The organism is Parasedimentitalea huanghaiensis, from assembly GCF_009753675.1.
Taxonomy (GTDB): domain Bacteria; phylum Pseudomonadota; class Alphaproteobacteria; order Rhodobacterales; family Rhodobacteraceae; genus Parasedimentitalea; species Parasedimentitalea huanghaiensis.
Genome location: NZ_WQLV01000002.1, coordinates 299777 through 324063, shown reverse-complemented (window position 1 = coordinate 324063; position 24287 = coordinate 299777). Strand labels below are relative to the sequence as shown.

Below are 24287 nucleotides of genomic sequence, written 5' to 3'. Positions count from 1 at the left end.
TTCGCGACGTCCTACTGGACGCCGTCCTTCCATGTGTTGAAACCAGTGATCCGGGGCTCTGCCCAGCCACAATTACAAAAAAGTTAACACAAACTGCCCATAGGCCAATCCCGAGATGCTTATTCTCGCGGGTTCCGGCTTGGACTTTGATCTTAATGTGTGGCAGTCCATGTGCAAGGTGCGACACTGTTAGTGTTACGTTAAAAGTGCACATCTGGCAGAAATATCGGCAAGTGTGCTGCCAAGAGGCGGTGCTGTTACTTGAGAATAGTCTAGGGAGCGCAAGGTGAAGCGAGCAGAACAGGTGACCTTTGGCGGTGGAGGTCTGGATCGGGCTGCTCATTTGCGTGAAGATCCCAAAGCACTGGCAGCGGCCTGGGCAGATCCGCAGGCTGAGGTGATGTTGATATGGCAGGGTAAACCACTTTCCCGCCGCAGCGGGCGCGGATCGTCTCCGGATCAACTGGCTATGATACCAACAGATCACCCCTTGGCGCAGGCGCGCCAAAGCCAAGCAATTTTTCTGGGGCTGACACCGAAGGGTGCACCACAGTTCGCCTGCGATATGAGCGATTGGCAGCCTGATGCGCTGGATCAGGCCATGCTGGCCAGCTTTGCCGATGCCAGCGAACAGCATCACCCCGACCTGCCGGTTGGTGACGTGTTTACTGAATTGCGCCGGATGATGGCGTTCCTGACGCCACTTGAGGCCGAACTGGCAGCGACGGCCAAGGCCGTTCTGGCCTGGCACCACAGCCACCAGTTCTGTGCCCGCTGTGGTGCAGCCAGCGCGGTTGCTCAGGCGGGGTGGCAACGCAATTGCCCGGACTGCAACGCCTCACATTTTCCACGCACGGATCCGGTGGTGATCATGCTGATCACACATGGAGATTCGGTGCTGATGGGGCGGTCACCGGGTTGGCCCGAAGGGATGTATTCGCTACTGGCCGGCTTTGTTGAACCTGGCGAAACCCTGGAAGCCGCCGTGCGTCGTGAAGTGTTTGAAGAAGCAGGCGTACGAGTGGGGGCTGTCAGCTATCTGTCCAGCCAGCCCTGGCCGTTTCCAATGTCGTTGATGTTTGGCTGTGCAGGTCTTGCGCTGGAGCGCGAATTAACCATTGATACCACAGAGATTGAAGATGCGCTTTGGGTCAGTCGCGCTGATATGATGATGGTGTTTGCCAGCGAACATCCCAGAATCAGTGCGGCCCGAAAAGGTTCAATTGCACATTTCTTGTTACAGAACTGGCTTGCGGATAGGCTGGATTGAGACGAATAAGAACGTCACATTCGATAGTTGTGATGAAAATTAAATTGATGGGGACACCATGAAATTTGTGAGCAAGGAAGACATCGAGGCTCCCATTGCCGAGGTTTTTGCCGTTCTCAGTGAATTTGAAAGCTTTGAACGGTCGGCTATTCGCCGCGGGGTTGAAGTGCAGCGCATGGGCGATGTCGCGGCGCCGGCCAGCGGACTTGGCTGGGATGTGCAGTTTCTGTATCGCGGTAAGAGCCGTGAATTGCACCTGAAGCTGGCCGAGTACGAGCCGGTGACCGGAATGCGGCTGTCCGCAGAAGGCGGCGGGATTGAGGGCGGGCTCGACGTGGAGTTGTTGGCCTTGTCTCCCCGGCGCACCCGGATGGTGGTTACGCTTGAGCTGAAGCCGAGAACTCTGCCCGGGCGGTTGCTGGTGCAATCGCTGAAGCTGGCCAAAAGCAAGCTGACCAAGCGCTACAAGTTGCGTGTCGCGGAATTTGCCAAACTGACCGAAGAGCGGCTGAGCCGGACGGCCTGAAAAATGTAGGGTGCGTGCTTGCACGCACCTTTACACAAAAGGCGGTGCAGGGCAGGTGCGTGCCAGCACACACCCTACACAAACTTTGATCGTTAGAATCTGCCGTTGTCGGCTGGAAACACGCCCAGGATTTCGATGTTGGTTGTGAAATATGCCAACTCATCCAACGCCAGCTGGACATTTGCATCGTCCGGGTGCCCGTCGATGTCAGCATAAAATTGGGTGGCGGTAAAGGAACCGTCGACCATGTAACTTTCCAGTTTGGTCATGTTGACGCCATTGGTGGCAAAACCGCCCATCGCTTTGTATAGCGCTGCAGGGATGTTGCGGACCTGAAATACAAAACTGGTGATCATGCCATGGGCGCCACGCCGACTTGTATCGAGCTCGGGTGACATAATCACAAAACGCGTTGTATTGTTGCCTTCGTCTTCGATATGGCGGGCCTTCACGTCCAGCCCATAAATTTCACCTGCCAGTTCGCTGGCCAGAGCGGCGTGGTGAATGTCACCACGTTCAGCGACTTCGCGGGCGGCACGGGCGTTGTCGGGGCTGACACGACCGCGAATACTGTGTTCACGCAGAAAGCCGGCGCATTGCGGCAAGAGCACCAGATGCGAATGTGCTTCCTGTACGTCTTCCAAGGTTGCCCCCGGTACCACCAGCAGATTGATATGAACGCGAACAAAGGCCTCGTCGACGATATGCAGCCCGCTATGAGGTAGTAGGCGGTGGATATCAGCGACCCGACCATAGGTCGAATTTTCAACTGGTAGCATCGCCTGATCAGCGTTCCCACCGCGGACGGCATCGATGGCATCCTCAAATGTACGGCAGGGCAGCACCTCAAATCCGGGCCGCGCATTGCGGCAGGCCTCGTGACTATAGGAGCCCAGCTCCCCCTGAATGGCAATTTTCCGGGTCATTTGTGCGACTTCCGTGCAAAAGATCTTTAAAAGGGCATTTCGTCGCGTTGTCTATACCTTGCCAGTTGCCGGGGGAAGCCTTAGACACCCCCTCAGTTATAGAAAATGGACTCGCGATCATGTTTGACACGATGACCCTTACCAAAGCGGCTGCAGGACTCTGCGGCGCGTTCCTGGTTCTCCTTTTGGGCAAATGGGCTGCAGAAGAAATTTATCATATGGATAGCCACGGTGAGGCGTCCTATGTGATTGAGCTGGAAGAGGCAGGTGAACAAGAAGAAGTGGCGGAGGTCAACTTTGAGGAGTTGATGGCTGGGGCTGACGTTGGCAAAGGCGCCAAAGTCTTCAAGAAATGTTCAGCTTGTCACAAACTGGAAGATGGCGATAACGCCACTGGTCCGTACCTGTATGGCGTGGTTGACCGCGCAGTTGGCGGCGCTGCTGGGTTTGGGTACTCGGCTGCAATGGCTGGCTTTGGCGGTGATTGGACCGCTGAGCGTCTGGACGCTTTCCTGGCCAAACCAAAAAGCTATGTGTCCGGGACAACAATGAGTTTCTCGGGCCTGAAAAAACAGAGCGACCGGGTTAACCTGATCGCATATCTGGACAGCCTGGACGGTTAAGCCGTTCTGTCTTACTGGACTTTAAGATCAAAGGGCCGCTGCTTTTGCTGCGGCCCTTTTCTATTTGTTGCTTGAATTTGGCAGGTAATTTGCAGCGATTTTCCGCGCAGAGCGTTTAAATTCATTCGTCAATTGCGGTTGCTGCGGGAAAAAATCACGTTATTTCAACTTGAAAGTTACCACGCCCGGCCTTTAGCTTAACCGGGACAGGCCCGATCAAAAAGACGCGGGCATCGGAGGATTAGCAGATGAGCACACCCCGTAGCGTTGTACGAGCCCGCGTGATTGACAATAGGGCGCGACAGCGGGCCCTGAGTGTGATGGTCATGGGGCTGATATTGGCTCTGGGGTTTGCCAGTTTCTTGCAAGCTGAAGAGAAAATCATCACCAGCCATGGGTTTTCTGAATTTGGCGATTTGAAGTATCCGGCAGGATTTGCACATTTCGATTATGTGAACCCAGATGCACCTCGCGGTGGCCAATTGTCTTATGGGGCGCAGGGGACGTTCGACAGCTTTAACCCCTACACCCGCAAAGGGCGTGGTGCTGCGCGCTCGACCGAGCATTTTGAATCACTGTTGACGCCATCTTATGATGAAGCGGCTTCATACTATGGGTTGGTGGCGGAAAGCCTAGAGTACCCTGAAAGCCAGGATTGGGTCATTTTTAATATGCGCCCCGAGGCGGTATTCTCTGACGGTTCCCCGGTCACCGCCGATGATGTGGTGTTCTCTCATAATCTGCTGCTGGACCAAGGTTTGAAATCTTACGCTGATGCAGTGCGTAAACGTATCCCCAAGGCCGAGGCGTTGGGTCCACATCGGGTGAAATTCTATTTTTCTCCTGATTTCCCCAAGCGTGCGATGATTTCACAGGTTGGTGGAACGCCGATTTACTCCAAAGCCTGGTTTGAAGCAGATCCCGAAAACCGCCGTTTGGATGAGCCACGCCTAGATCCGGGTATCGGGTCGGGCCCCTATATGCTGGACAGCTATGACATCAACCGGCGTGTGGTCTATAAGCGGAACCCGGATTATTGGGGCGACAACATCAATGTGAATGTTGGTCGCCACAACTATGACAGTATCCGCATTGAATATTTCACCGATTCTGTTGCGGCCATGGAGGGGTTCAAATCCGGGGCCTTTACTCTGCGTCAGGAAAATAACTCCAAAAGCTGGGCGACCGCCTATGACTTCCCTGCGATGCACGCTGGAAACGTTGTGAAAGGTGATTTCTTTGACGGCGACGTGCCGGGTGCAAGTGGCTTTGTGTTCAATCTGGATCGGCCACAGTTTCAGGACATTCAAGTACGAGCGGCAATGCAGCTGGCCTATAATTTTGAATGGACCAACGAAAGCTTGCAGTATGGGCTCTTTCAGCAGCGCCATTCGTTTTGGCAGGGGAGTGAGCTTCAGGCCACGGGAGTGCCAGAAGGTCGCGAGTTGGAAGTGTTGCAAAGTTTAGGTGATGCTCTCGACCCAGCGATCTTGACTGAGGAGGTTATCACCGCCCATGAATCCAGCTCCAAACGTCAGAATGATCGTCGTAATATACGGAAGGCCATGAAACTTTTGGACGCAGCGGGATGGGCTGTCGGGGATGATGGTATTCGCCGCAATGCGGATGGCCAAACCCTGTCAGTTGAATTCCTATCGGATCAGCCAACGCTAGACCGGATCATTCAGCCTTATGTCGACAATCTGGTCGTTATGGGTGTCGATGCTAAATACAACCGGATCGACAATGCGCAGTTTACTGCACGGCGTCGTGACCGTGATTTTGACATGATGGTGGCGGGCTATCGAAATTCTTTGCAACCCTCGACGGGATTGTATCAGAAATTCGGCGAAGAGGCGGCGTCCTACTCTCTGTTCAACCCAACTGGTGTGCATGGTCCTGATATCGAGCCGCTTATCGACAATATTGTCCAAGCAAAAACCACCGAAGAACTACATGCAAATGTGCGGGCGCTGGACCGGGTATTGTTGTCCAAACGGATTATGATTCCGACCTGGTACCTGGGCAAGTACTGGGTGGCCTATTGGGATATGTATAGCTTCCCGGACAACTTGCCGCCGTATGCGCTGGGCTTTGATGACCTGTGGTGGATCGACGAGGACCGCGCTGCGGCGTTGGTTACCTCTGGCGTGTTGCGGTAGGCGCCGGTCATGGCCGCCTATATCCTCCGCCGCTTGCTTCTGGTGATTCCCACGCTGTTTGGCATCCTCGTGATCAATTTTGCCATGGTGCAATTTGTTCCAGGTGGTCCCGTTGAGCAGGCAATCGCCGAAATGCAGGGCGGGGGAGATGTGTTCGAAGGGTTTGCCGGCGGGGGCTCGGATGTGGAGACCATGCGAGACAGTGGAAATGATAGCTATGTCGGGTCTCGTGGCTTGCCAGACGAGCTAATCAAAGAACTGGAAGAACTATACGGGCTGGATAAGCCACCGTTGCAACGGTTCTTTCTAATGCTGGGGAATTATGCACGTTTGGATTTTGGCGAGAGTTATTTCCGCAAAATCAGCGTGCTGGATCTGGTTCTGGAAAAAATGCCAGTTTCGATTTCGCTTGGCCTGTGGTCAACATTGATCGCTTATTTGGTGTCGATTCCGCTGGGCATTCGCAAGGCAATCAGTGATGGCAGCCGTTTTGATACATGGACCAGCGCAGCAATCATCGCGGCTTACTCTATTCCCGGTTTCTTGTTTGCCATTCTGCTGCTGGTCCTGTTCGCCGGTGGGTCATACTGGCAGATTTTTCCGCTGCGGGGCTTAACATCAGACAATTGGGAAAGCCTGAGCCTGTTTGGTAAGATTGCCGATTATGCCTGGCACATTGCGCTGCCCGTCTTGGCGTCGACAATCGCCGCTTTTGCGACCCTGACGCTGTTGACCAAGAACTCGTTTCTGGATGAGATCAAGAAGCAGTATGTGATCACTGCTCGGGCCAAGGGGCTAAGCGAAAGCAAAGTGTTGTACGGCCATGTGTTCCGCAACGCGATGCTTATTGTGATTGCCGGTTTCCCTGCGGTGTTTGTCAGCGTCTTTTTTGGTGGATCGATTATTATCGAAACCATTTTCTCGCTCGATGGCCTTGGGCGTATGGGCTTTGAGGCCGCCGTTGCCCGTGATTACCCGGTGATTTTTGGCACATTGTTTGTCTTTGGCATTTTGGGACTGGTTGTAGGGATTATTTCCGATCTGATGTATGTGCTGGTTGATCCGCGCATCGACTTTGAAAAGCGGGAGGGATAACAGATGGCTATGTCTCCGCTTAACCAACGCCGTTGGCGCAATTTTCGCCGTAATGGACGTGCATTCTGGTCGCTGATCATCTTTTCAGTGCTGTTTGGCCTCACCCTTTTTGCCGAGTTTATTGCCAACGACAAACCGATTCTGGTGAGCTATCGCGGCGAAATATTTGCGCCGGTGTTCAACTTCTATCCTGAAACCGCCTTTGGTGGCGATTTTCAGACAGAAGCTATCTATCGTGATCCCGAAGTTGAATGCCTGATCGTATCGGGCGGGATCCAAGACTGTTTTGATGATCCCGAGGGTATCATTGAAGAGATAGGCGCAGGCAGTTACCAAGCGGAAGGGTTTGACAAAGGCTGGACCCTGTGGCCACTCATTCCCTATTCCTACAACACGACCGTAGACCGCCCCGGGGCTGCGCCTCTGCCACCCAATTCACAGAACTGGTTGGGGACTGACGATACCAAGCGCGATGTACTGGCGCGGGTGATCCATGGGTTCCGGTTGTCGATCTTATTCACCCTGATCGTCACCGGCGTCTCCAGCGTGATTGGCATTCTGGCTGGCGCAATACAGGGCTACTTTGGCGGCTGGACCGATTTGGTGTTCCAGCGGATTATCGAAATTTGGTCAGGAACACCGCAACTCTATGTGATCATTATCCTGTTTGCCATTCTTGGTCGCAGCTTTTGGTTGCTTGTTGGGTTGATGATCTTGTTCGGATGGATGGGCCTTGTGGGCGTGGTGCGCGCTGAATTTCTGCGGGCTCGAAATCTGGAATACGTCCGGGCTGCCAAGGCGCTCGGGGTAAGCAACGTGACCATTATGTTCCGGCACATGCTGCCAAACGCGATGGTGGCAACGCTGACCTTTATGCCCTTCATTATCACCGGTACCATTGGCACGCTGGCAGGGCTGGATTTCCTAGGATTTGGTCTGCCTGCGTCTGCGCCATCACTGGGTGAGTTGACCCTGCAGGCGAAACAGAACCTTGAGGCGCCCTGGCTGGCGTTCACTGCGTTTGTCACCTTTGCCATCATGCTGTCGCTGCTGGTCTTCATTTTCGAAGGCGTGCGCGATGCATTTGATCCCAGAAAGACCTTCTCATGAGCGCGCTTTTACAAGTGAACGACCTGCGTGTTTCATTCCGCCAGGACGGCAAGTCATCGATGGCGGTCAAAGGTGTTTCCTTTACAGTTGATCGTGGTGAAACCGTGGCGCTGGTTGGGGAAAGTGGCTCAGGAAAATCTGTCACAGCTTTGTCGACGGTTTCGTTGCTGGGTGACAGTGCCTCTGTTGAGGGATCTGTTCTCTACGACGGTCAGGAAATGATTGGCGCTGATGACCAGCGGTTGATGGAGGTGCGTGGCAATGACATCAGCTTTATTTTTCAGGAACCGATGACCTCGTTGAACCCTCTGCATACGATCGAAAAGCAGCTGGCCGAGTCTATTGCGTTGCATCAGGGTTTGGCGGGCGCGGCGGCGCGGGCGCTGATCCTGGAACTATTGGCAAAGGTTGGCATCCGGGATGCCGAGGATCGGCTTGGGGCCTATCCACATCAGCTATCTGGCGGACAACGTCAGCGTGTGATGATTGCGATGGCGTTGGCCAACAAGCCAGACGTGTTGATCGCCGACGAACCAACCACAGCGCTGGATGTGACGATCCAAGCTCAGATCCTGGACCTGCTGGGCGACTTGAAAGCCAGCGAAGGCATGGGGTTGTTGTTCATTACCCATGATCTGAACATCGTGCGCCGCATCGCCGATAAGGTCTGCGTGATGAAGGATGGCGAGATCGTGGAGGCCGGCCCAACGGCTGAGATTTTTGGTAACCCACAACACCCTTACACCCAGATGTTGCTGGCGGCCGAACCTTCTGGCCATCCGGAGCCGGTGCCCGAAAAAGCTCAGGAACTGATCCGGACCGACGAGTTGAAAGTTTGGTTCCCCATTCAACGCGGGTTTTTTAAGCGGACAGTTGGTTACATCAAGGCGGTCAACGCCTCGTCGATCTCCGTTCGGGCTGGCGAAACATTGGGCATTGTCGGCGAAAGTGGCTCGGGCAAGACAACAATGGCATTGGCCATTATGCGATTGATCGCCTCTGAGGGTGGAGTGAGCTTTCACGGTGACGATCTGCGCAAGTACTCGACCAAAGATTTGCGGCAGCTTCGCAAGGACATGCAGATCGTATTTCAAGATCCGTTTGGATCGTTGTCGCCACGGATGACCTGCGCCCAGATCATTGCTGAGGGTGTGGGGATACATAAAATCGAGCCAGACCGTGATCCACGTGATTTGGTTGCAGATATCATGACAGAGGTGGGTTTGGATCCGATTGCGATGGATCGATACCCACATGAGTTTTCAGGTGGTCAACGTCAGCGCATAGCCATTGCCCGCGCGATGGTGCTGCGACCCAAGCTCGTGGTTCTGGATGAGCCGACGTCTGCGCTGGATATGACTGTGCAAGTACAGATCGTTGATTTGCTGCGGGACCTGCAGCGGCGCCATGGGCTGGCCTATCTGTTTATCTCGCATGATTTGAACGTGGTGCGGGCGATGTCGCACAAAGTGATGGTGATGAAGCAAGGCGATGTGGTGGAGACTGGCATGGCCGAGGATGTCTTTGCCAACCCTAAGCATGAGTACACGCGTACATTGCTGACTGCGGCAAGGTGACAGGATCTGCCCGGCCGAGTGTTGGCCGGGCTTAGTTACGTTAATAGTTTAAAATCATCAGATCGCCGAAGAGTGTCCAGTCTTGCTGAGATCGTAAGCATCAAAACTGCGGGCAATCATCCGCGTGAGCGGTCTGGCTTTTTCAGGGATGTATAGTCCCTGAGACGAGATTTGCAGCATCTCGGGGAAGCGATTGGTGGCGTCTGTGTATAGCTGATGCAACGCCGCTGGTGTGATGTCGAAATCAGCCAGGATCTCTGCTGAGTTGATCCGAAAATCACACATTAGGACCTCGATCAGTCGCGCGCGTAGGCGGTCTTCACCTCGGAATGTATGGCCGCGACTCGTCGAGAACGTGCCCGCACGAATCGCCTTTGTATGGGCCGACGTGGCAGAGGCGTTCTGAGCGTAGCCCTGCGGAAAGCGAGAAATAGACGAGGCACCCAACCCGATAAGAACTTCTGACTGATCATCAGTGTAGCCCTGAAAATTGCGTTTGAGTTGGCCGGTTTGCTGAGCAACGGTCAGGCCATCTGTCTGAGTGGCAAAATGGTCGATGCCAATTTCTGCATAGTTATCCCAAAGAAACAGCTTGCGGGCGGTATCATAGAGGTCCAGCCGTTCCTGCGGTGTGGGCAGGGCCTCGGAGGGGATCATCTGCTGGCGTTTGGCCATCCACGGAACATGCGCGTAGCCATATAGCGCCACCCGGTCTGGGTTGAGTGACAGCAGCTTTTGTACACTTTCTGTCATCCGTTGTTGTGACTGGTGCGGCAAGCCGTAAAGAATATCAGCGTTCAGGCTGGTGATGCCCCGGGCTCGGATCATCTCAACCGCGTCGCGGGTGATGTCATAGCTTTGGATCCGGCCAATGGTCTTTTGTATCTCGTCGTCAAAATCCTGAACCCCAATTGACGCACGATTCATGCCTGCGGCGGCCAGCGCATCAAGACGGGCCTCGTCGATCTCGTTGGGATCGATCTCAACTGAAAATTCAGCATCCGGGGCAAACGGAGCGATCTCGGCAATGGACCCGGCCAATTGCGTCATCATATCTGGCGCCAGCAGGGTCGGGGTGCCACCACCCCAGTGCAGGCGGGAAAGCTTTACGCCTTCGGGAAGGATATGCCCCAACATTTTGATCTCGGCTTTCAGCACCTCTAGATAGGCGCGCACCGGAGAATCACTTTGGGTGCCTTGTGTGCGGCAGGCGCAGAACCAGCAAAGTCTGCGGCAGAACGGCACATGTATGTACAACGAGATTGAGCTATTGGGCTTAATCGTTGAAATCCAATCGGAAAATCGATCCGGCCCGACATCGTTGCTGAAATGAGGTGAGGTTGGGTAGCTGGTGTACCGCGGCACTTTGGCATCGAATAAACCGAGCTTGGCCAATTGTGATTTCTGTGTCATTTGGATAATCTACTTCAAGTCCGACAGGACTAACTTTGACCCAGATCAATTGGGACCGATGATGAATACCCCAAACTTTACAGCAGGCAAATGCGGTGATTGCCCAATCCGTCACCGCGCTGTCTGCGCACGCTGCAACGCTGATGAGCTCGTCGAGCTGGACGCGATCAAATATTACCGCACCTATGAGGCGGGCCAGACCGTAATCTGGTCCGGCGATAAAATGGGCTTTGTCGGATCCGTGGTGTCGGGGGTTGCAACCCTGACCCAAACCATGGAGGACGGCCGGACCCAGATGGTGGGGCTACTGCTGCCCAGCGATTTTGTTGGTCGGCCAGGACGTGACGGGGCTGCCTATAATGTTGTGGCCACAACTGATGTGGTCATGTGCTGTTTCCGCAAAAAGCCGTTCGAAGAGTTGATGAGCAAGACACCGCACATTGCACACCGGTTGTTGGAAATGACGCTGGATGAGCTGGACGCCGCCCGCGAATGGATGTTGGTGCTGGGGCGTAAAACCGCGCGCGAAAAAATCGCCAGCCTTTTGTCCATTATTGCTCGCCGCAATACGACGCCTGACAATAACAGCGTGTCTACGGTTTTTGACCTGCCTCTCACCCGCGAGGCGATGGCCGACTATTTGGGTCTGACCCTTGAGACCGTCAGCCGCCAGGTGTCGGCGCTAAAACGTGATGGCGTCATTCAGTTGCAAGGCAAGCGTCATGTTACAGTGCCAGATATGACACGGCTGATGGAAGAAGCTGGGGATGACACTGATGGCGGGTTCCTGATCTAGAGATCGGGGACACGGCCAGCCCCAGTTAGCCAGCGCGCCACCTGTCCGGCTGGGCTGCCGCGCCGATGGCGGCGAGGGCTCCATAGGCGCAAACTAAGTGGGAGCGAAACCACGGTTTCGAATGGCGCAACCAGCGCGCCACTGTTCAACTGACGCTCAATGAGTGCTGTATGGCCAATCAACACTCCCGCTCCATTTACCGTCTCCTCAACCGCCAAGGCATACAGTGAAAACTCTGGTCCACGCGGGGTGATCGCGGTGTCGGGGCAGGCAGCCTGCAGCCAGTGATCCCAATCCTTAGACCAGCTACTGTCAGACAGGCATGGGACATGCTGCAGGTCGGCGGGACTGCGCAGCTGGTCGGCAAAGGAAGGAGCGCAGACCGGCGTTATCCCATCTTGGGCGACCTCTTCGCCTAGCGCGGCATCATAGAACAGGCACAAGTCATAGGGCGCACGTTTTAAGTTGGGCGGCATTTCCATTGCAGTGATGGAGATTTCGATGTCCGGCGCTGCTGCACGCAGGGCAGGCAATCGTGGCGACAACCAGAATTGGGCGACGGCGGGCAGGGCAGCAATATGGACAACCTGCGGCGCGGCCTCGCTGTGCAATAGTTGCATGGCCTGTCCCATCTGATCGAACGCTGAGGTGAAATCGGGTAGCACCCGCGCCCCTAGCGCCGTCAGTGTGACGCCTTTGGCGCTGCGCAGAAAGAGTGGCGCACGCAGGCTATCTTCCAGTGTTTTCACATGGGCGGACACGGCACCGGGACTAATGCCCAACTCTTGTGCAGCGGCAGCAAAGCCGCCCAGCCGGGCTGCTGTTTCAAAGGCGCGCAGCGCAGTCATGGGTAGTTGCTTAGGTCTGGGAGGAGAGACGGGCATGAGCTTAGCCTTAGTTTTTCTAAGCCTATTTTTTCGCAAAACTGATTTGCTGGCAAGGGGGCTTGGGGTGTTGAGTGGGGTTAGATAAACCTATGTGCCAAATTGGAGGCTACTATGATACATCTTGCCCCACGTGATTGGGTGCCTGCCCAGTGTGAAACCCGAGTACAAGAGCTGGCAATGCGCACTGCGGCTGCCTCTTCGGATCAGATCGCAGCAAAGGTCGGCGCGCTGATCGCCCGCAACACCCAAATCCATGACCGTGAGTGTTTCAATCTGAACCCGGCCACCAATGTGATGAATCCAGCGGCCGAAGCTGTACTGGCACAGGGACTCGGCAGCCGTCCGTCGCTCGGCTATCCCGGAGATAAATACGAGATGGGGCTGGAGGCGATTGAAGAAATTGAAGTGATCGCAGCGGAATTGGCGGCGCAGGTGTTCAACGCGCGCTATGCCGAAATCCGGGTGGGATCTGGCGCATTGGCGAACCTCTATGGCTTTATGGCGTTGACCCAACCCGGCGACAGCATCATCGCGCCGCCAGCTGCAATTGGTGGGCATGTGACTCACCACGGCGATGGCTGTGCGGGTTTGTACGGGGTGCAAAGCCACCCGGCACCGGTGAATGCGGATGGCTATACCGTTGATCTGGACGCATTGCGTGATCTGGCACTGCGGGTGCGCCCCAAGCTGATCACCATTGGCGGCAGCCTGAACCTGTTTCCACATCCGGTCGCAGAGGTGCGGCAGATCGCCGACGAGGTGGGCGCTAAGGTGCTATTTGACGCCGCGCATCAATGCGGCATCATTGCTGGTGGCGCTTGGGCCAATCCTCTGGACCAAGGCGCCCATATGATGACGATGAGCACTTACAAAAGTCTGGGCGGCCCTGCTGGCGGGTTGATTGTGAGCAACGACGCTGAGATTGCCCAAAAGCTGGATGCCATCGCATTTCCCGGCATGACGGCAAACTTTGATGCGGCGAAGTCAGCGGCGCTGGCATTGACCATGCTGGATTGGATCGAGCACGGAGAGGGATACGCTCAGGCGATGATAAATCTGTCGCAAGCCCTGGCCCAAGAGATGGCAGCGTTGGATCTACCAATCTTTGCGGCAGCTCACGGGGGAACTCAGTCACATCAGTTTGCACTAGAAGCTGCACAATTTGGTGGCGGACAGAGGGCTTCGAAGAAGCTGCGTAAGGCGGGATTCTTGGCCTGTGGTATTGGTCTGCCAATCACCGAGGTGGCAGGGGATATGAACGGGCTGAGGATTGGTACGCCGGAATTGGTGCGTCGTGGGGTAACATCAGAACACGCTGCGACACTGGCGTCTTTGGTGGCCCAAGCACTGCGGTCATCTGAACCGGAAACACTGGCCAATGAGGTCGCGGCGTTTAGAGCAGAGTTTCAGGGTATGCATTTTGTAAGGTCATAGCAAAAACGTGGGGCCCGCAGTGTAAATCATCTGCGCGGCCCCCACGGTTCGGTTTCACCGAGCTTCAGATAAGACCTGATAAGCCTGCGTATGAATCCAGTCGCTGCCTTGTGCTGGACTGTGGCAACTCAGTCAGCTTTCCTGATAGTCTGGCGCAATACTGGTCAGGGTATCACCGCCTTGAATTTGACCCCAAGCTGGATTGTCGGCAAAGCGGCCTCGAGTATCTTTGACCATCATCCCTCCCCCTCCAGATCAGTGCCATCACCGGTCTGGATCATCACCAGTTCCTTGGCGAATTCACGTTCGTACAAAACAGGGAGGGCGGTGGTGAGTTTTGGCTATGGTTTCCATAACCAAATGATCTGTGAATCTATGGTGCAACAGAGGGAGGGAGATCCACATGGACACATGCCGTATTCGTCACTTTCTGGTGTTTCATCTGCGTGAAGTTGAGAGCGCGACCTCTGCTGCCAAGACGGAGGCAAATCGATTGAGCAAGGGGGCGGTGCAGCCACTGGAACGTGCAGTGACGTGCATCGTTGGACCGAGCCGTTTACCACCTATTGTCCTGAAGTTTCTAACCGACCATCCCGACGGCATGACTGGCCGCAGGTTCTGACCCGTTTGGGACTTTTTAAGTATGGGTGCGTGCAAGCACACACCCTACGCCAAATTTTAGTGCGCCATAAAGACTGGAACCTTGGCCTGTTCCAGCATGTTGCGGGTGGCGCCTCCGAGAATTGCTTCGCGAAAGCGAGAGTGACCATAGGCGCCCATCACAATCATTTCTGATCCGGTGTCGGTGGCGTGGCGGTTCAGCACATCGGAGACCCGGCTTAGGGTTTTGCTTAATACATCAATCTCGCAAGAGACCCCGTGCCGCGACAGCATCTGGCTTAGCAATCCACCCGGATCGGAGCGTTCAGGCCCGTGTGTTGGTGGATCAATCACCACCACCCGTACCAGATCTGCACCTGTCAGGAAGGGCATGGCTTTGCGAATTGCGGTCAGTGCCTCAACACTTTCGTTCCAGGCTACAGTGACAGTTTTTGGCTGTGTAACCACGTTGATCTCGTCCGGGACCACCAAAACGGGTGCATGGCCTTCAAACAGGGCAGCCTCGACGATGGGCTCGGCTTCGACATTTCGATCGCGACCATAGGGTTTGCCCAGCACGACAAGATCTGAAAACCGCGCCCGCTGCGCAACATGCCGACCTAAGTCAGCGATTTGTGCGACGCCGGATTCCGCTGACCATGTCACACCGGCCTTTTCCAGTACATCACTGGCATAGGCTTGAACGGCGGAGGCTTCTTCTTTGGCGCGGGCCAGGGACTCTTGCAACACCAGAGCGTTGGCTCCGGCGTAGTAGTATCCGGTCTGGGTTCGGTCGACACCTAGACAAAGCGCTTCGGCGTGCCCGTTGAACCGTTCGGCCAGAGCAGAGACCTGAGCCAGAGGCGCAGTGGATGTTTTGGCCTCGGTCAAAACGGTGAGCAAAGATTTATAGGACATTTCCACCTCACTTGCAGAATGTGTGACCTCAAATTGGTCGCACTAATTGCTTTCTGTGTGAGGCTTCACATAGTTAGAGGCATTATGTCTTGATGCAGATCAAAGCACGAGGTCCTTTCATTTTGCATCAAGCGCTCAGTTAAAACCGTCTGGCGCGGCACAAGAATCGCGCGGGACAAGGTAAAGGGACATAAGATGTCTAATTATATCAAGCTGATAGTGCTTGGTTTGGTTGTGCTATTTGCAATGCTTGCAACCAACTATGCGCGAGATATGGCTTATTTGGTTCATGCGATCATTATCATGGTCGTGTCTGCCGGGCTGTTTCTCCACACTCTTCGCCAAACTGACGAGCCGCAGGTGGCGGCTGGGGCAGTTGCCAACGAATATTTTGACAGTGTGGTGCGCGCAGGCGTAATCGCGACCGCCTTTTGGGGCGTTGTCGGGTTTTTGGCTGGTGTTTTTATTGCCTTTCAATTGGCCTTTCCCGGGCTGAATTTTGAATGGGCAGAAGGCTATGCAAACTTTGGGCGCCTGCGCCCGCTGCATACCTCTGCGGTGATCTTTGCCTTTGGTGGCAACGCGTTGATCGCCACGTCGTTCTATGTGGTGCAGCGCACCTGCGCCGCGCGCCTTTGGGGGGGCAACACAGCATGGTTTGTCTTCTGGGGCTATCAGCTGTTCATCGTTCTGGCGGCGACCGGCTATCTGCTGGGCGGCACCCAATCTAAAGAATATGCTGAACCCGAATGGTACGTGGACATCTGGTTGACCGTAGTGTGGTTAGCCTATCTGGCTGTATTCCTGGGAACGTTGATTAAGCGCAAAGAGCCGCACATCTATGTGGCCAACTGGTTCTATCTTGCCTTTATCATCACCGTTGCCATGCTGCACGTGGTCAACAACCTGTCGATCCCGGTTTCGATCTGGGGTTCCAAGTCGGTACAGGTCTTCTCGGGTGTGCAGGATGCGATGGTTCAGTGGTGGTATGGCCACAACGCTGTTGGCTTCTTCCTGACCGCTGGTTTCCTGGGCATGATGTACTACTTCATCCCGAAACAGGCGGAACGCCCGGTTTTCTCGTACAAGCTGTCGATCATCCACTTCTGGGCGCTGATCTTCCTGTACATCTGGGCTGGCCCTCACCACCTGCACTACACAGCGCTGCCTGACTGGGCGACAACGCTGGGCATGGTGTTCTCGATTGTGCTGTGGATGCCCTCTTGGGGCGGTATGATCAACGGTCTGATGACCCTGTCTGGTGCATGGGACAAGCTGCGTACCGATCCGGTGATCCGGATGATGGTTATCTCGCTTGGCTTCTACGGTATGTCGACCTTTGAAGGTCCAATGATGTCGATCCGCGCCGTCAACGCGCTGAGCCATTACACTGACTGGACCATTGGCCACGTGCATTCCGGCGCTTTGGGCTGGAACGGTATGATCACCTTTGGTGCGCTGTATTATCTGGTTCCGGTTCTGTGGAAGCGTGAGCGTCTGTATAGCCTTAGCCTAGTGTCCTGGCACTTTTGGCTCGCCACGATCGGTATCGTTCTGTACGCCGCGTCGATGTGGGTCACTGGTATCATGGAAGGCCTGATGTGGCGTGAAGTAGATGCCAACGGCTTCCTGGTGAACTCGTTCGCTGACACCGTTGCTGCCAAAACTCCTATGAACATCGTGCGTGGATTGGGCGGGCTTCTGTTCCTCTCTGGTGCTGTGGTCATGTGTTACAACCTGTGGATGACCGTTCGTCGGGCGCCGGCCAAAGAGGCCAGCCTTACCGTCGCGGTTCCAGCTGAATAAGGAGGACTGAAACAATGTCATTTCTCGACAAACACAAGGTCCTCGAGACCAACGCGACCCTGCTGCTGGTTTGCAGCTTGCTGGTCGTGTCCATCGGCGGTCTGGTGCAGATTGCACCACTGTTCTGGCTGGAAAACACCATCGAAGATGTAGAGGGCATGCGCCCCTACACTCCGCTGGAGCTGACAGGGCGGGATATCTATGTCCGTGAAGGGTGTTACACCTGCCACAGCCAGATGATTCGCCCAATGCGTGACGAAGTGGAACGCTATGGTCACTACTCACTGGCCGCAGAGTCCAAGTACGACCACCCGCATCAGTGGGGTTCAAAACGGACCGGACCGGACTTGGCTCGGGTTGGGGGACGTTACTCGGATGAGTGGCAGGCAGATCACCTGCGTGACCCGCAGTCTGTGGTGCCGGAGTCTGTGATGCCAAAATACGGCTTCTTGGAGCGCACCGTGATTGATGGCAAATATGTCGCTGATCTTATCGCTACTAACGCAATGGTGGGTGTTCCTTACACAGATGAGATGATCGCCAGTGCGCAGGCTGACTTTAGGGCTCAGGCCGATCCGGACAGTGACTATGATGGTCTACTCGAACGCTATGGTGACAAAGTGAGTGTGCGCAACTTTGACGGTCAGCCGCAATTGACCGAAATGGACGCGCTGGTGGCGTATTTGCAGATGCTGGGGACATTGGTTGATTTCTCGACCTTCACCCCTGTTGCAAGCCGCTAAGGGAGGGGAACATGGAAATCTATACTCTCCTTCGGGAATTCGCAGATAGCTGGATGTTATTGTTCCTGTTTGTTGTCTTTGTGACTGTTGTCCTCTGGGCGTTTCGCCCTGGCAGTACAAAGGTCTATCAGGACGTTGCCAATATCCCGTTTCGCCACGTTGACGCACCTGCGCCCCAGTCGGGCGTAGACACACCCGCCGCATCCAAGGAGGCGAGGACATGACAAAAAAATCTAAAAAGTTCGAGGGCGATCCGAATACCACCGGTCACGTGTGGGATGGGATCGAAGAGTTCGATAACCCAATGCCACGCTGGTGGTTGTGGTGCCTCTATCTGACCATCATCTGGGGTATCGGCTATACGATTGCCTATCCGGCCTGGCCGATGATCAACCAAGCCACAACTGGTATGCTGGGCTGGTCAACACGCGCCAATGTCGCGGCTGAGATTGCAGCGGTTGAAGAATCCAATGCGGCGATCAACGCCAAGTTGGCTTCGGTTGAGTTGACTGCGATCACCAGTGATGCCGAGCTAAATGCCTATGCTTCATCAGCGGGTAACGCAGTGTTCATGACCTGGTGCGCCCAGTGTCATGGTTCTGGTGCGGCTGGCGCCAAGGGGTACCCGAACCTCTTGGATGATAGCTGGTTGTGGGGCGGTGATATGGAGGCGATCCATACAACTGTCACCCACGGTATTCGTAGCGATGATAATGACGAGACCCGCTATTCAGAAATGCCTGCCTTTGGCCGCGATGAGCTTCTGGAGAAGGAAGAGATCGATCAGGTTGTGAACTTTGTCATGTCTTTGTCCGGTGATCCGGTGGATGCATCCAAAGTGGCTGATGGCGCGGTTGTTTTTGAAGACAACTGTTCATCCTGCCATGCTGAAGACGGCACTGGTGATCGGGATCAGGGTGCGCCAAATCTGGCAGATGCACTGTGGTTGTATGGCGGTGATCACGAAACACTGACAGAGACCGTGAGTAACGCACGTTATGGTGTGATGCCAGCCTGGAACACACGCCTGACCGAATGGCAGATTCGCGCTGTTACAGCTTATGTCCACCAGTTGGGTGGTGGCGAGTAGGGTGAGACAGCCAGATCTGGCTTGATTGCTTCGGTCAACAAAACAAGGGGCTTTGATGTAGATCATAGCCAAGGAAAACGCAGCGCCCTGGCGCTGCGTTTTGCCTTTGGATCGGCGGAGGATCGCCGTTTCTCACTCACCAAATGTGTCGATTCGAAATCTATATAAATTGTCAAACAATTTTATTAGTTTCGATTGAAATCGTTGCCCCTCGGACACAAATGCATCCTGCAAGCACAGGAGTTGTGAATGGACAGACTGACTGAAATGGAAGCTTTTGCTGAGGTAGTGGACCAGGGTGGGTTCACGGATGCGGCCCATAAAATGGGCCTCTCCAAATCTGCAATTTCCAAACACGTTTCCAGTCTGGAAAACAGATTGGGTGCTCGGTTGCTGAACCGGACCACTCGCAGGGTCGGGCCAACCGACATTGGGATGGCCTATTATGATCGGGCTCGCCGCGTGCTGAACGACGCAGGTGAAGCAGATGCGCTGGTCTCGGCCATGCAAAGCGAACCAGCTGGGTTGTTGCGGGTCACCTGTGCGACGGATTTTGGCGTCAAACACCTTTCGGAACTGCTTCCGGAATTCCTAAATCTATATCCACAGGTGACATTGGATGTCGTCCTGTGCCAACGCCGGGTGGAGCTGGTGTCCGAAGGGTTTGATCTGGCAATTCGGGTTGGGCCGCTGGAAGATAGCAGTCTGCGAGCACGGAAATTGACAGAAACCCGGATGCGCCTGCTGGCGAGCCCTGAATACCTCGCCCAGCGAGGGCGCCCTAAAACTATCAATCAACTGACGGACTTCAACCTTATCCATGCCTCCAATATCTCCAGTCGGTGTGTGTGGAAACTGGAAGCGCCAAATGGCGAGTTGCGGCAGGTGCGTGCCAAAGGCGGATTGTGCATAAATGATGGGCAGTGCCAGTTGGACGCTGCCATTGCCGGACTTGGGATTGCTTACCTGCCTGACTACCTGTCGCAAGATGCGTTAATGAGTGGAGAGGTTGAGGATGCGATGCCATCGTTGCCGCGACAGGTGCAAGACATCTATCTGGTGCAGCCCTATCACCGTATTGTGCAGCCCAAGGTGCGTGCCTTTGTGGAGTACCTGATTCAAGAGGTCCCTAAGCATGCGAACGCTTGCTAGGGCGCCACTGTCTATCCCATGTAAGAATTTGAGTGGCGGACTTCAGCGCGGGCTGCGTCGCTCCATCCACTCCACAAGGCGATGCTGCTCCAGGTCACCACGTAGATCACACCAACGCCTATTACCAGTTCACCCGGCAGTGGGCCAACATCGGCTCGCTCTACGCCTTGCAGGAGTGAGGTGATAGGGGTCGGGTGCACCACCAGCTTTCCCGCATAGGCGAGTGACTGGATGAGCAGGATCCATAGGTAGTTGTGCCGGATCCGCCGCCCTACCGAGGTCATATAGCTGACGTGGTATTCTGGCCGCAGGTAGTCTTCTGCCAGTACTTTCTGCCAGTTTTCCTCCATATGCAGGTCGCCGTCATACAGCAGTGGTGCGTAAAAGTGACGCTCCAACCAGCGTGCGCGTGCGCGGAAAACGTTGAAATAGCGATAGCGCCGGGCTTCGAGCAGCAGGAAGAAAATAATCAGAATACCGACCAAGATCAGAGGGAGAGGTGATGCATTGGGGGAAGAAAAGGTGATCGACAGCGCCACGCCCAGTGTTACGACTGCCCAATTGGTGGTGGTGTCGAGTCGGGTGCGCCAAATGGTGCTGCGATAGACTTCGCCCCGATAGAGGTGCGCCACAGCGCCAATTTCGGCCTGGTTCAGGGTTTTGCGCTCAATGTGTTGCTCCTCCACTCCCCGTCCTCCAGCCCCTGTTCAGTAAAAGGGTAGTTTCTGGGGGCAAAGGGTCAAACTTTGTTCGGTGTTTGATCCGGATCAAATAAGGCTGGACAAATTGGTGATTTAATAACTGCAACGACACTTCCTGGGGCGGCCATCCCCCTTGACGGTCTGGGGGGTGTCAAAAATACCCATTTCGCTTGTTCGCAAGTGGTTTGGGCTAAGCGTCGGCTTTCCGATCTGTTCGCGCGTTTCCTGGAAGGCCGACGCTTTTTTCTCAAACATCCTGCGGATCTGGTCTGGTTTCGCGTGTTGCGTGCCGTTTGGTTTCCTTTGACCGGTGTTCCGCAGAGCTAAGGTTGCGATCGGAGCGCCGCCACCAGTGCCCCTCAGGCAGCCAGGCTTCCTGCGGTTTTTCGTCTGCAAAGGGTCTGCTCTGCGTGTGAGCCTGCTCCAGGCCAGTGGCGATCCGGAATGTGTTGGCAAAAATATTCAGCATCGTGATGTCCTCTGTTTGGGTGATCCTGTCCTTACTGTTGATATTTTGAGCGGAAAATGCGACTCAATACGAATGGCATAATGTAAGGACAGCTTACAGATGAACTGGCGTGATATCCCCCCAATGGCATCGCTTCGGGCGTTTGCAGCCTTTTCAGAGGCCGGAAATGTTAAACTTGCCGGTGCTGCGCTTAATGTAAGCCATGCTGCCATCAGTCAGCACCTTAGAGCACTGGAGGCCCATCTGGGCGTTGGGTTGCTAGATCGCTCGGGGCGCGCTTTGTCCCTGACCGAAAAGGGCGAACAGCTGGCCCGTGCTCTGGATCTCGGCTTTGGTGCAATTGGTGCGGCTGTTCAGGACTTAAAGGGGGCTGACGCCAACCGGCCACTGCATATTTCTTGCACATCTTCGTTCGCGGCGTCTTGGTTGATGCCGCGCCTGCCTGGGTTTCGCGCCTTGCACCCCGAAATTAATTTGATGCTGGATCCCTCACCAGAGCTGGTCGCACTAACCCCTGGTGGGGTTGATATAGCCATTCGGTATGGGCAGGGGGGCTGGCCAGGTCATGACGTGGAAATGTTGTTGGCCTCGCCAATGGTCATCGTTGCCGCGCCTGGGTTGGTGCCGGTCAAGGAAGGCAGAACGCCTGCAGATTTAGTCAATTACCCTTGGTTGGATGAGTTGGGCACGACTGAATCTACCAACTGGCTGGAATCTTATGGCGTGAGCCCCTCAGGTTGGGTCAGCCGGGTGCAGGTGCCCGGGAATTTGTTGTTGGATGGGGTGAGGTCCGGGCAGGGGGTGGTGGTGACGGTGCGGCATTTTGTTGAGGATGATCTTAAATCTGGACGATTGGTGGAGCTGTTTTGTGAAACGGACCAACGTGGATATCATATTGTGATCCGTCCAGGAGTGTTGCGCCCCTCTGCGCGGAGCTTTGTTCAATGGTTACGGCGCCAAAAGAACATGAGCTCATAAACATGTGTTTGTGATGCAGTTTTTGATCCACGTCAAAGTTGACGTGAACTGCTTCTGGGACAAGGCTGGCAGCATGCCAACAACCGGAGTGATTCCGTGAGCGATTCCAATCCAGCCCCCAGCCTATACCAAGCTAGGGAGCCAATCTTTCCGAAACGGGTGTCGGGCCCTTTCCGCAATCTTAAGTGGATTATTATGGCCGTGACGCTGGGGATCTATTACTTGACCCCCTGGATCCGTTGGGATCGCGGACCAAGCCTTCCGGATCAAGCAGTACTCCTGGATTTGGCCAACCGGCGCTTTTACTTTTTCTGGATCGAAATCTGGCCGCACGAATTTTATTTCGTCGCGGGCCTGCTGATTATGGCTGGTTTGGGATTGTTTCTGTTCACCTCGGCTTTGGGTCGGGTTTGGTGCGGCTATGCTTGCCCGCAGACAGTTTGGACTGATCTCTATATACTGGTGGAGCGATGGATAGAGGGCGACCGCAATGCGCGCCTGCGCCTGCATCACCAGAAGAAACTGGACTTTCGCAAGGTGCGGTTGCGACTAACCAAATGGGTAAGCTGGTTGTTGATTGGTTTGGCCACCGGCGGGGCTTGGGTGTTCTATTTTGCAGATGCGCCAACGCTGTTGGTTGATCTGATAACCGGCAATGCGCATCCAATCGCATATACCACGATGGCGGTTTTGACACTTACGACGTTTTTCTTTGGGGGCTTCGCCCGCGAACAAATCTGTATTTACGCCTGTCCATGGCCGCGCATTCAGGCGGCAATGATGGACGAAGACACACTGGTCGTTGGCTATCGTGAGTGGCGCGGCGAACCGCGTGGCAAGCTGCGCAAAACCGCAGATCAGGCCGCAGAGCCTCAGGGTGACTGCATTGACTGCATGGCCTGTGTCAATGTGTGTCCTGTGGGGATCGATATCCGCGACGGTCAGCAGATGGAATGTATAACCTGTGCCCTGTGTATCGACGCCTGCGATGATATGATGGCCAAGATCGGCAAGCCACGTGGGTTGATCGACTATATGGCGGTCAGCGATGAAACTGATGGTCGGGTTGGGCAGGAGCCCCGCAATATCTGGAAACACATCCTACGACCGCGCACTATCATGTATACCGTGATGTGGTTGTTGGTCGGGTTTGGATTGGTGTTTGCCCTGTTCATTCGTCCAGATATTGAGCTGACGGTCGCGCCTGTACGTAACCCGACATATGTTGTGTTGTCGGATGGCTCGGTCCGGAATACTTATGACGTACGACTGCGCAACAAGCATGGTGAAGAACGCCAGTTCCAGCTATCCGTTACAGGCGACGCGACGTTGCGGGTGCAGTTGGAAGGCACGCCTTATGCGTCGGTCCCGGTCCCTGCAAACGCCGCGCACCTGCAACGCGTTTATGTGATCAGTCCAAAAGGGACAGTGCCATCGACCAGCAGTGCGATTCCGTTCCGGATCTGGGTCGAGGACAATGCCAATGGTGAGCGCGCTTATCGCGATACCACCTTCAACGGTAAGGAAAACTGAGTGATGACGACGCCTAAACCTCAACGTGAATTCACCGGCAAACATGCTCTGATGGTCTTTGGAGGTGCCTTTGCAGTGATCATCGGGGTCAACATCACGCTGGCTGTGAACGCGGTCAGAACCTTTCCGGGGCTGGAGGTGGGCAATTCATATGTTGCCAGTCAGGAATTTGATCTCCGTCGAACCGCCCAGCAGGCGCTGGGCTGGTCCGTCTATGCCTCAGCTACAGATGATCTGGTCAAGCTGGAGATCACTGATGCGCAAGGCAATCCAGTTGAGGTCGTCAAGCTGAGCGCGACTTTGGGCCGGGCCACCCATGTAAAGGATGATCAGAACCCAGAATTCCAATTTGACGGCAAGGCCTATGTGGCACCGGTTCAACTGGGGGCAGGAAACTGGAACATTCGCATGGTGGCCCGTGCCAAAAACGGGACCGAGTTTACCCAGCGGGTTGTCCTGCATGTGAAAGGGTAAGTCA

General features: G+C 54.9%; 24 protein-coding genes. 18 read left to right on the top strand and 6 right to left on the bottom strand.

The window, feature by feature from the left end; translation table 11 throughout:
- Positions 1–286: 286 nt before the first annotated feature.
- Entirely contained in the window at positions 287–1270 is a 984-nt protein-coding gene (nudC, locus tag GO984_RS05240) for an NAD(+) diphosphatase (RefSeq protein ID WP_167740229.1), read from the top strand.
- Between the two features lie 58 nt (positions 1271–1328).
- A complete protein-coding gene (locus GO984_RS05235; RefSeq protein WP_157021501.1) occupies positions 1329–1796 on the top strand; it encodes an SRPBCC family protein in 468 nt (155 codons plus the stop codon).
- Between the two features lie 92 nt (positions 1797–1888).
- Here the strand turns inward: GO984_RS05235 and GO984_RS05230 are convergent, their stop codons facing one another.
- On the bottom strand, positions 1889–2722 hold the full coding sequence (locus GO984_RS05230) for a prephenate dehydratase (protein ID WP_157021500.1): 834 nt from the start codon (positions 2720–2722) through the stop codon (positions 1889–1891).
- 119 nt (positions 2723–2841) lie between these two features.
- Here GO984_RS05230 and GO984_RS05225 point away from each other — a divergent pair, with 119 nt between their 5' ends.
- The 5 genes from GO984_RS05225 to GO984_RS05205 all read left to right on the top strand — a co-directional run bounded on the left by GO984_RS05225 (position 2842) and on the right by GO984_RS05205 (position 9289).
- Positions 2842–3345: a c-type cytochrome gene (locus tag GO984_RS05225; RefSeq protein ID WP_157021499.1), complete on the top strand. Its 504-nt coding sequence runs from the start codon at positions 2842–2844 to the stop codon at positions 3343–3345.
- A 248-nt stretch (positions 3346–3593) separates the two neighbouring features.
- Positions 3594–5507 carry an extracellular solute-binding protein gene (locus GO984_RS05220; protein ID WP_157021498.1) on the top strand — a complete coding sequence of 638 codons (1914 nt, stop codon included), beginning with the start codon at positions 3594–3596 and terminating at the stop codon, positions 5505–5507.
- Between the two features lie 9 nt (positions 5508–5516).
- Positions 5517–6602, top strand: a complete 1086-nt coding sequence (locus GO984_RS05215) for a microcin C ABC transporter permease YejB (protein WP_157021497.1) — start codon at positions 5517–5519, stop codon at positions 6600–6602.
- Between the two features lie 3 nt (positions 6603–6605).
- Entirely contained in the window at positions 6606–7712 is a 1107-nt protein-coding gene (locus tag GO984_RS05210) for an ABC transporter permease (protein ID WP_157021496.1), read from the top strand.
- Entirely contained in the window at positions 7709–9289 is a 1581-nt protein-coding gene (locus GO984_RS05205) for an ABC transporter ATP-binding protein (protein WP_157021495.1), read from the top strand. Before GO984_RS05210 ends, GO984_RS05205 begins: the two co-directional genes overlap by 4 nt.
- Before the next feature lie 57 nt (positions 9290–9346).
- Here GO984_RS05205 and hemN read toward each other — a convergent pair whose 3' ends face one another.
- The gene (gene hemN / locus GO984_RS05200) at positions 9347–10702 is read right to left on the bottom strand and encodes an oxygen-independent coproporphyrinogen III oxidase (RefSeq protein ID WP_157021494.1); all 1356 of its coding nucleotides are present in this window, start codon (positions 10700–10702) and stop codon (positions 9347–9349) included.
- A gap of 61 nt (positions 10703–10763) precedes the next feature.
- On the opposite strand from hemN, the gene fnrL reads away from it, so the two are divergent.
- Entirely contained in the window at positions 10764–11498 is a 735-nt protein-coding gene (gene fnrL, locus GO984_RS05195) for a transcriptional regulator FnrL (protein WP_157021850.1), read from the top strand.
- Here the strand turns inward: fnrL and GO984_RS05190 are convergent.
- On the bottom strand, positions 11495–12346 hold the full coding sequence (locus tag GO984_RS05190) for a LysR family transcriptional regulator (protein ID WP_245231009.1): 852 nt from the start codon (positions 12344–12346) through the stop codon (positions 11495–11497). The genes fnrL and GO984_RS05190 overlap by 4 nt on opposite strands.
- A gap of 150 nt (positions 12347–12496) precedes the next feature.
- On the opposite strand from GO984_RS05190, the gene GO984_RS05185 reads away from it, so the two are divergent.
- Positions 12497–13819 carry a serine hydroxymethyltransferase gene (locus GO984_RS05185; RefSeq protein ID WP_157021492.1) on the top strand — a complete coding sequence of 441 codons (1323 nt, stop codon included), beginning with the start codon at positions 12497–12499 and terminating at the stop codon, positions 13817–13819.
- A 403-nt stretch (positions 13820–14222) separates the two neighbouring features.
- Positions 14223–14441 (top strand): hypothetical protein, encoded by a 219-nt coding sequence (locus GO984_RS05180; protein ID WP_157021491.1) that lies wholly within the window; start codon positions 14223–14225, stop codon positions 14439–14441.
- A gap of 56 nt (positions 14442–14497) precedes the next feature.
- On the opposite strand, the gene GO984_RS05175 is transcribed toward GO984_RS05180, so the two are convergent.
- A complete protein-coding gene (locus GO984_RS05175) occupies positions 14498–15337 on the bottom strand; it encodes a universal stress protein (protein ID WP_157021490.1) in 840 nt (279 codons plus the stop codon).
- A 195-nt stretch (positions 15338–15532) separates the two neighbouring features.
- Between GO984_RS05175 and ccoN the strand changes: the two genes are divergently transcribed.
- The 5 genes from ccoN (at position 15533) to GO984_RS05150 (ending at position 20128) form a co-directional block, all read left to right on the top strand.
- Positions 15533–17143, top strand: coding sequence for a cytochrome-c oxidase, cbb3-type subunit I (gene ccoN / locus GO984_RS05170; RefSeq protein ID WP_157021489.1), 1611 nt, complete (start codon positions 15533–15535; stop codon positions 17141–17143).
- A 14-nt stretch (positions 17144–17157) separates the two neighbouring features.
- The gene (ccoO, locus tag GO984_RS05165) at positions 17158–17886 is read left to right on the top strand and encodes a cytochrome-c oxidase, cbb3-type subunit II (protein WP_157021488.1); all 729 of its coding nucleotides are present in this window, start codon (positions 17158–17160) and stop codon (positions 17884–17886) included.
- Between the two features lie 11 nt (positions 17887–17897).
- Positions 17898–18110: a cbb3-type cytochrome c oxidase subunit 3 gene (locus GO984_RS05160; protein ID WP_157021487.1), complete on the top strand. Its 213-nt coding sequence runs from the start codon at positions 17898–17900 to the stop codon at positions 18108–18110.
- Positions 18107–18976: a cytochrome-c oxidase, cbb3-type subunit III gene (ccoP, locus tag GO984_RS05155; RefSeq protein WP_157021486.1), complete on the top strand. Its 870-nt coding sequence runs from the start codon at positions 18107–18109 to the stop codon at positions 18974–18976. The genes GO984_RS05160 and ccoP overlap by 4 nt, the downstream gene beginning before the upstream one ends.
- A gap of 249 nt (positions 18977–19225) precedes the next feature.
- Positions 19226–20128, top strand: coding sequence for a LysR family transcriptional regulator (locus GO984_RS05150; RefSeq protein WP_157021485.1), 903 nt, complete (start codon positions 19226–19228; stop codon positions 20126–20128).
- A gap of 11 nt (positions 20129–20139) precedes the next feature.
- On the opposite strand, the gene GO984_RS05145 is transcribed toward GO984_RS05150, so the two are convergent.
- Together GO984_RS05145 and GO984_RS05140 are read right to left on the bottom strand one after the other, a co-directional pair.
- Entirely contained in the window at positions 20140–20814 is a 675-nt protein-coding gene (locus GO984_RS05145; RefSeq protein WP_246079242.1) for a DUF2270 domain-containing protein, read from the bottom strand.
- 262 nt (positions 20815–21076) lie between these two features.
- Positions 21077–21298: a hypothetical protein gene (locus GO984_RS05140; protein WP_138161318.1), complete on the bottom strand. Its 222-nt coding sequence runs from the start codon at positions 21296–21298 to the stop codon at positions 21077–21079.
- A gap of 99 nt (positions 21299–21397) precedes the next feature.
- On the opposite strand from GO984_RS05140, the gene GO984_RS05135 reads away from it, so the two are divergent.
- The 3 genes from GO984_RS05135 to GO984_RS05125 all read left to right on the top strand — a co-directional run bounded on the left by GO984_RS05135 (position 21398) and on the right by GO984_RS05125 (position 24283).
- Entirely contained in the window at positions 21398–22276 is an 879-nt protein-coding gene (locus tag GO984_RS05135; RefSeq protein WP_157021484.1) for a LysR family transcriptional regulator, read from the top strand.
- Positions 22277–22372: 96 nt separating this feature from the next.
- Positions 22373–23809: a cytochrome c oxidase accessory protein CcoG gene (gene ccoG, locus GO984_RS05130; RefSeq protein ID WP_167740228.1), complete on the top strand. Its 1437-nt coding sequence runs from the start codon at positions 22373–22375 to the stop codon at positions 23807–23809.
- Positions 23810–23812: 3 nt separating this feature from the next.
- A complete protein-coding gene (locus tag GO984_RS05125) occupies positions 23813–24283 on the top strand; it encodes a FixH family protein (RefSeq protein WP_157021482.1) in 471 nt (156 codons plus the stop codon).
- Positions 24284–24287 lie beyond the last annotated feature (4 nt).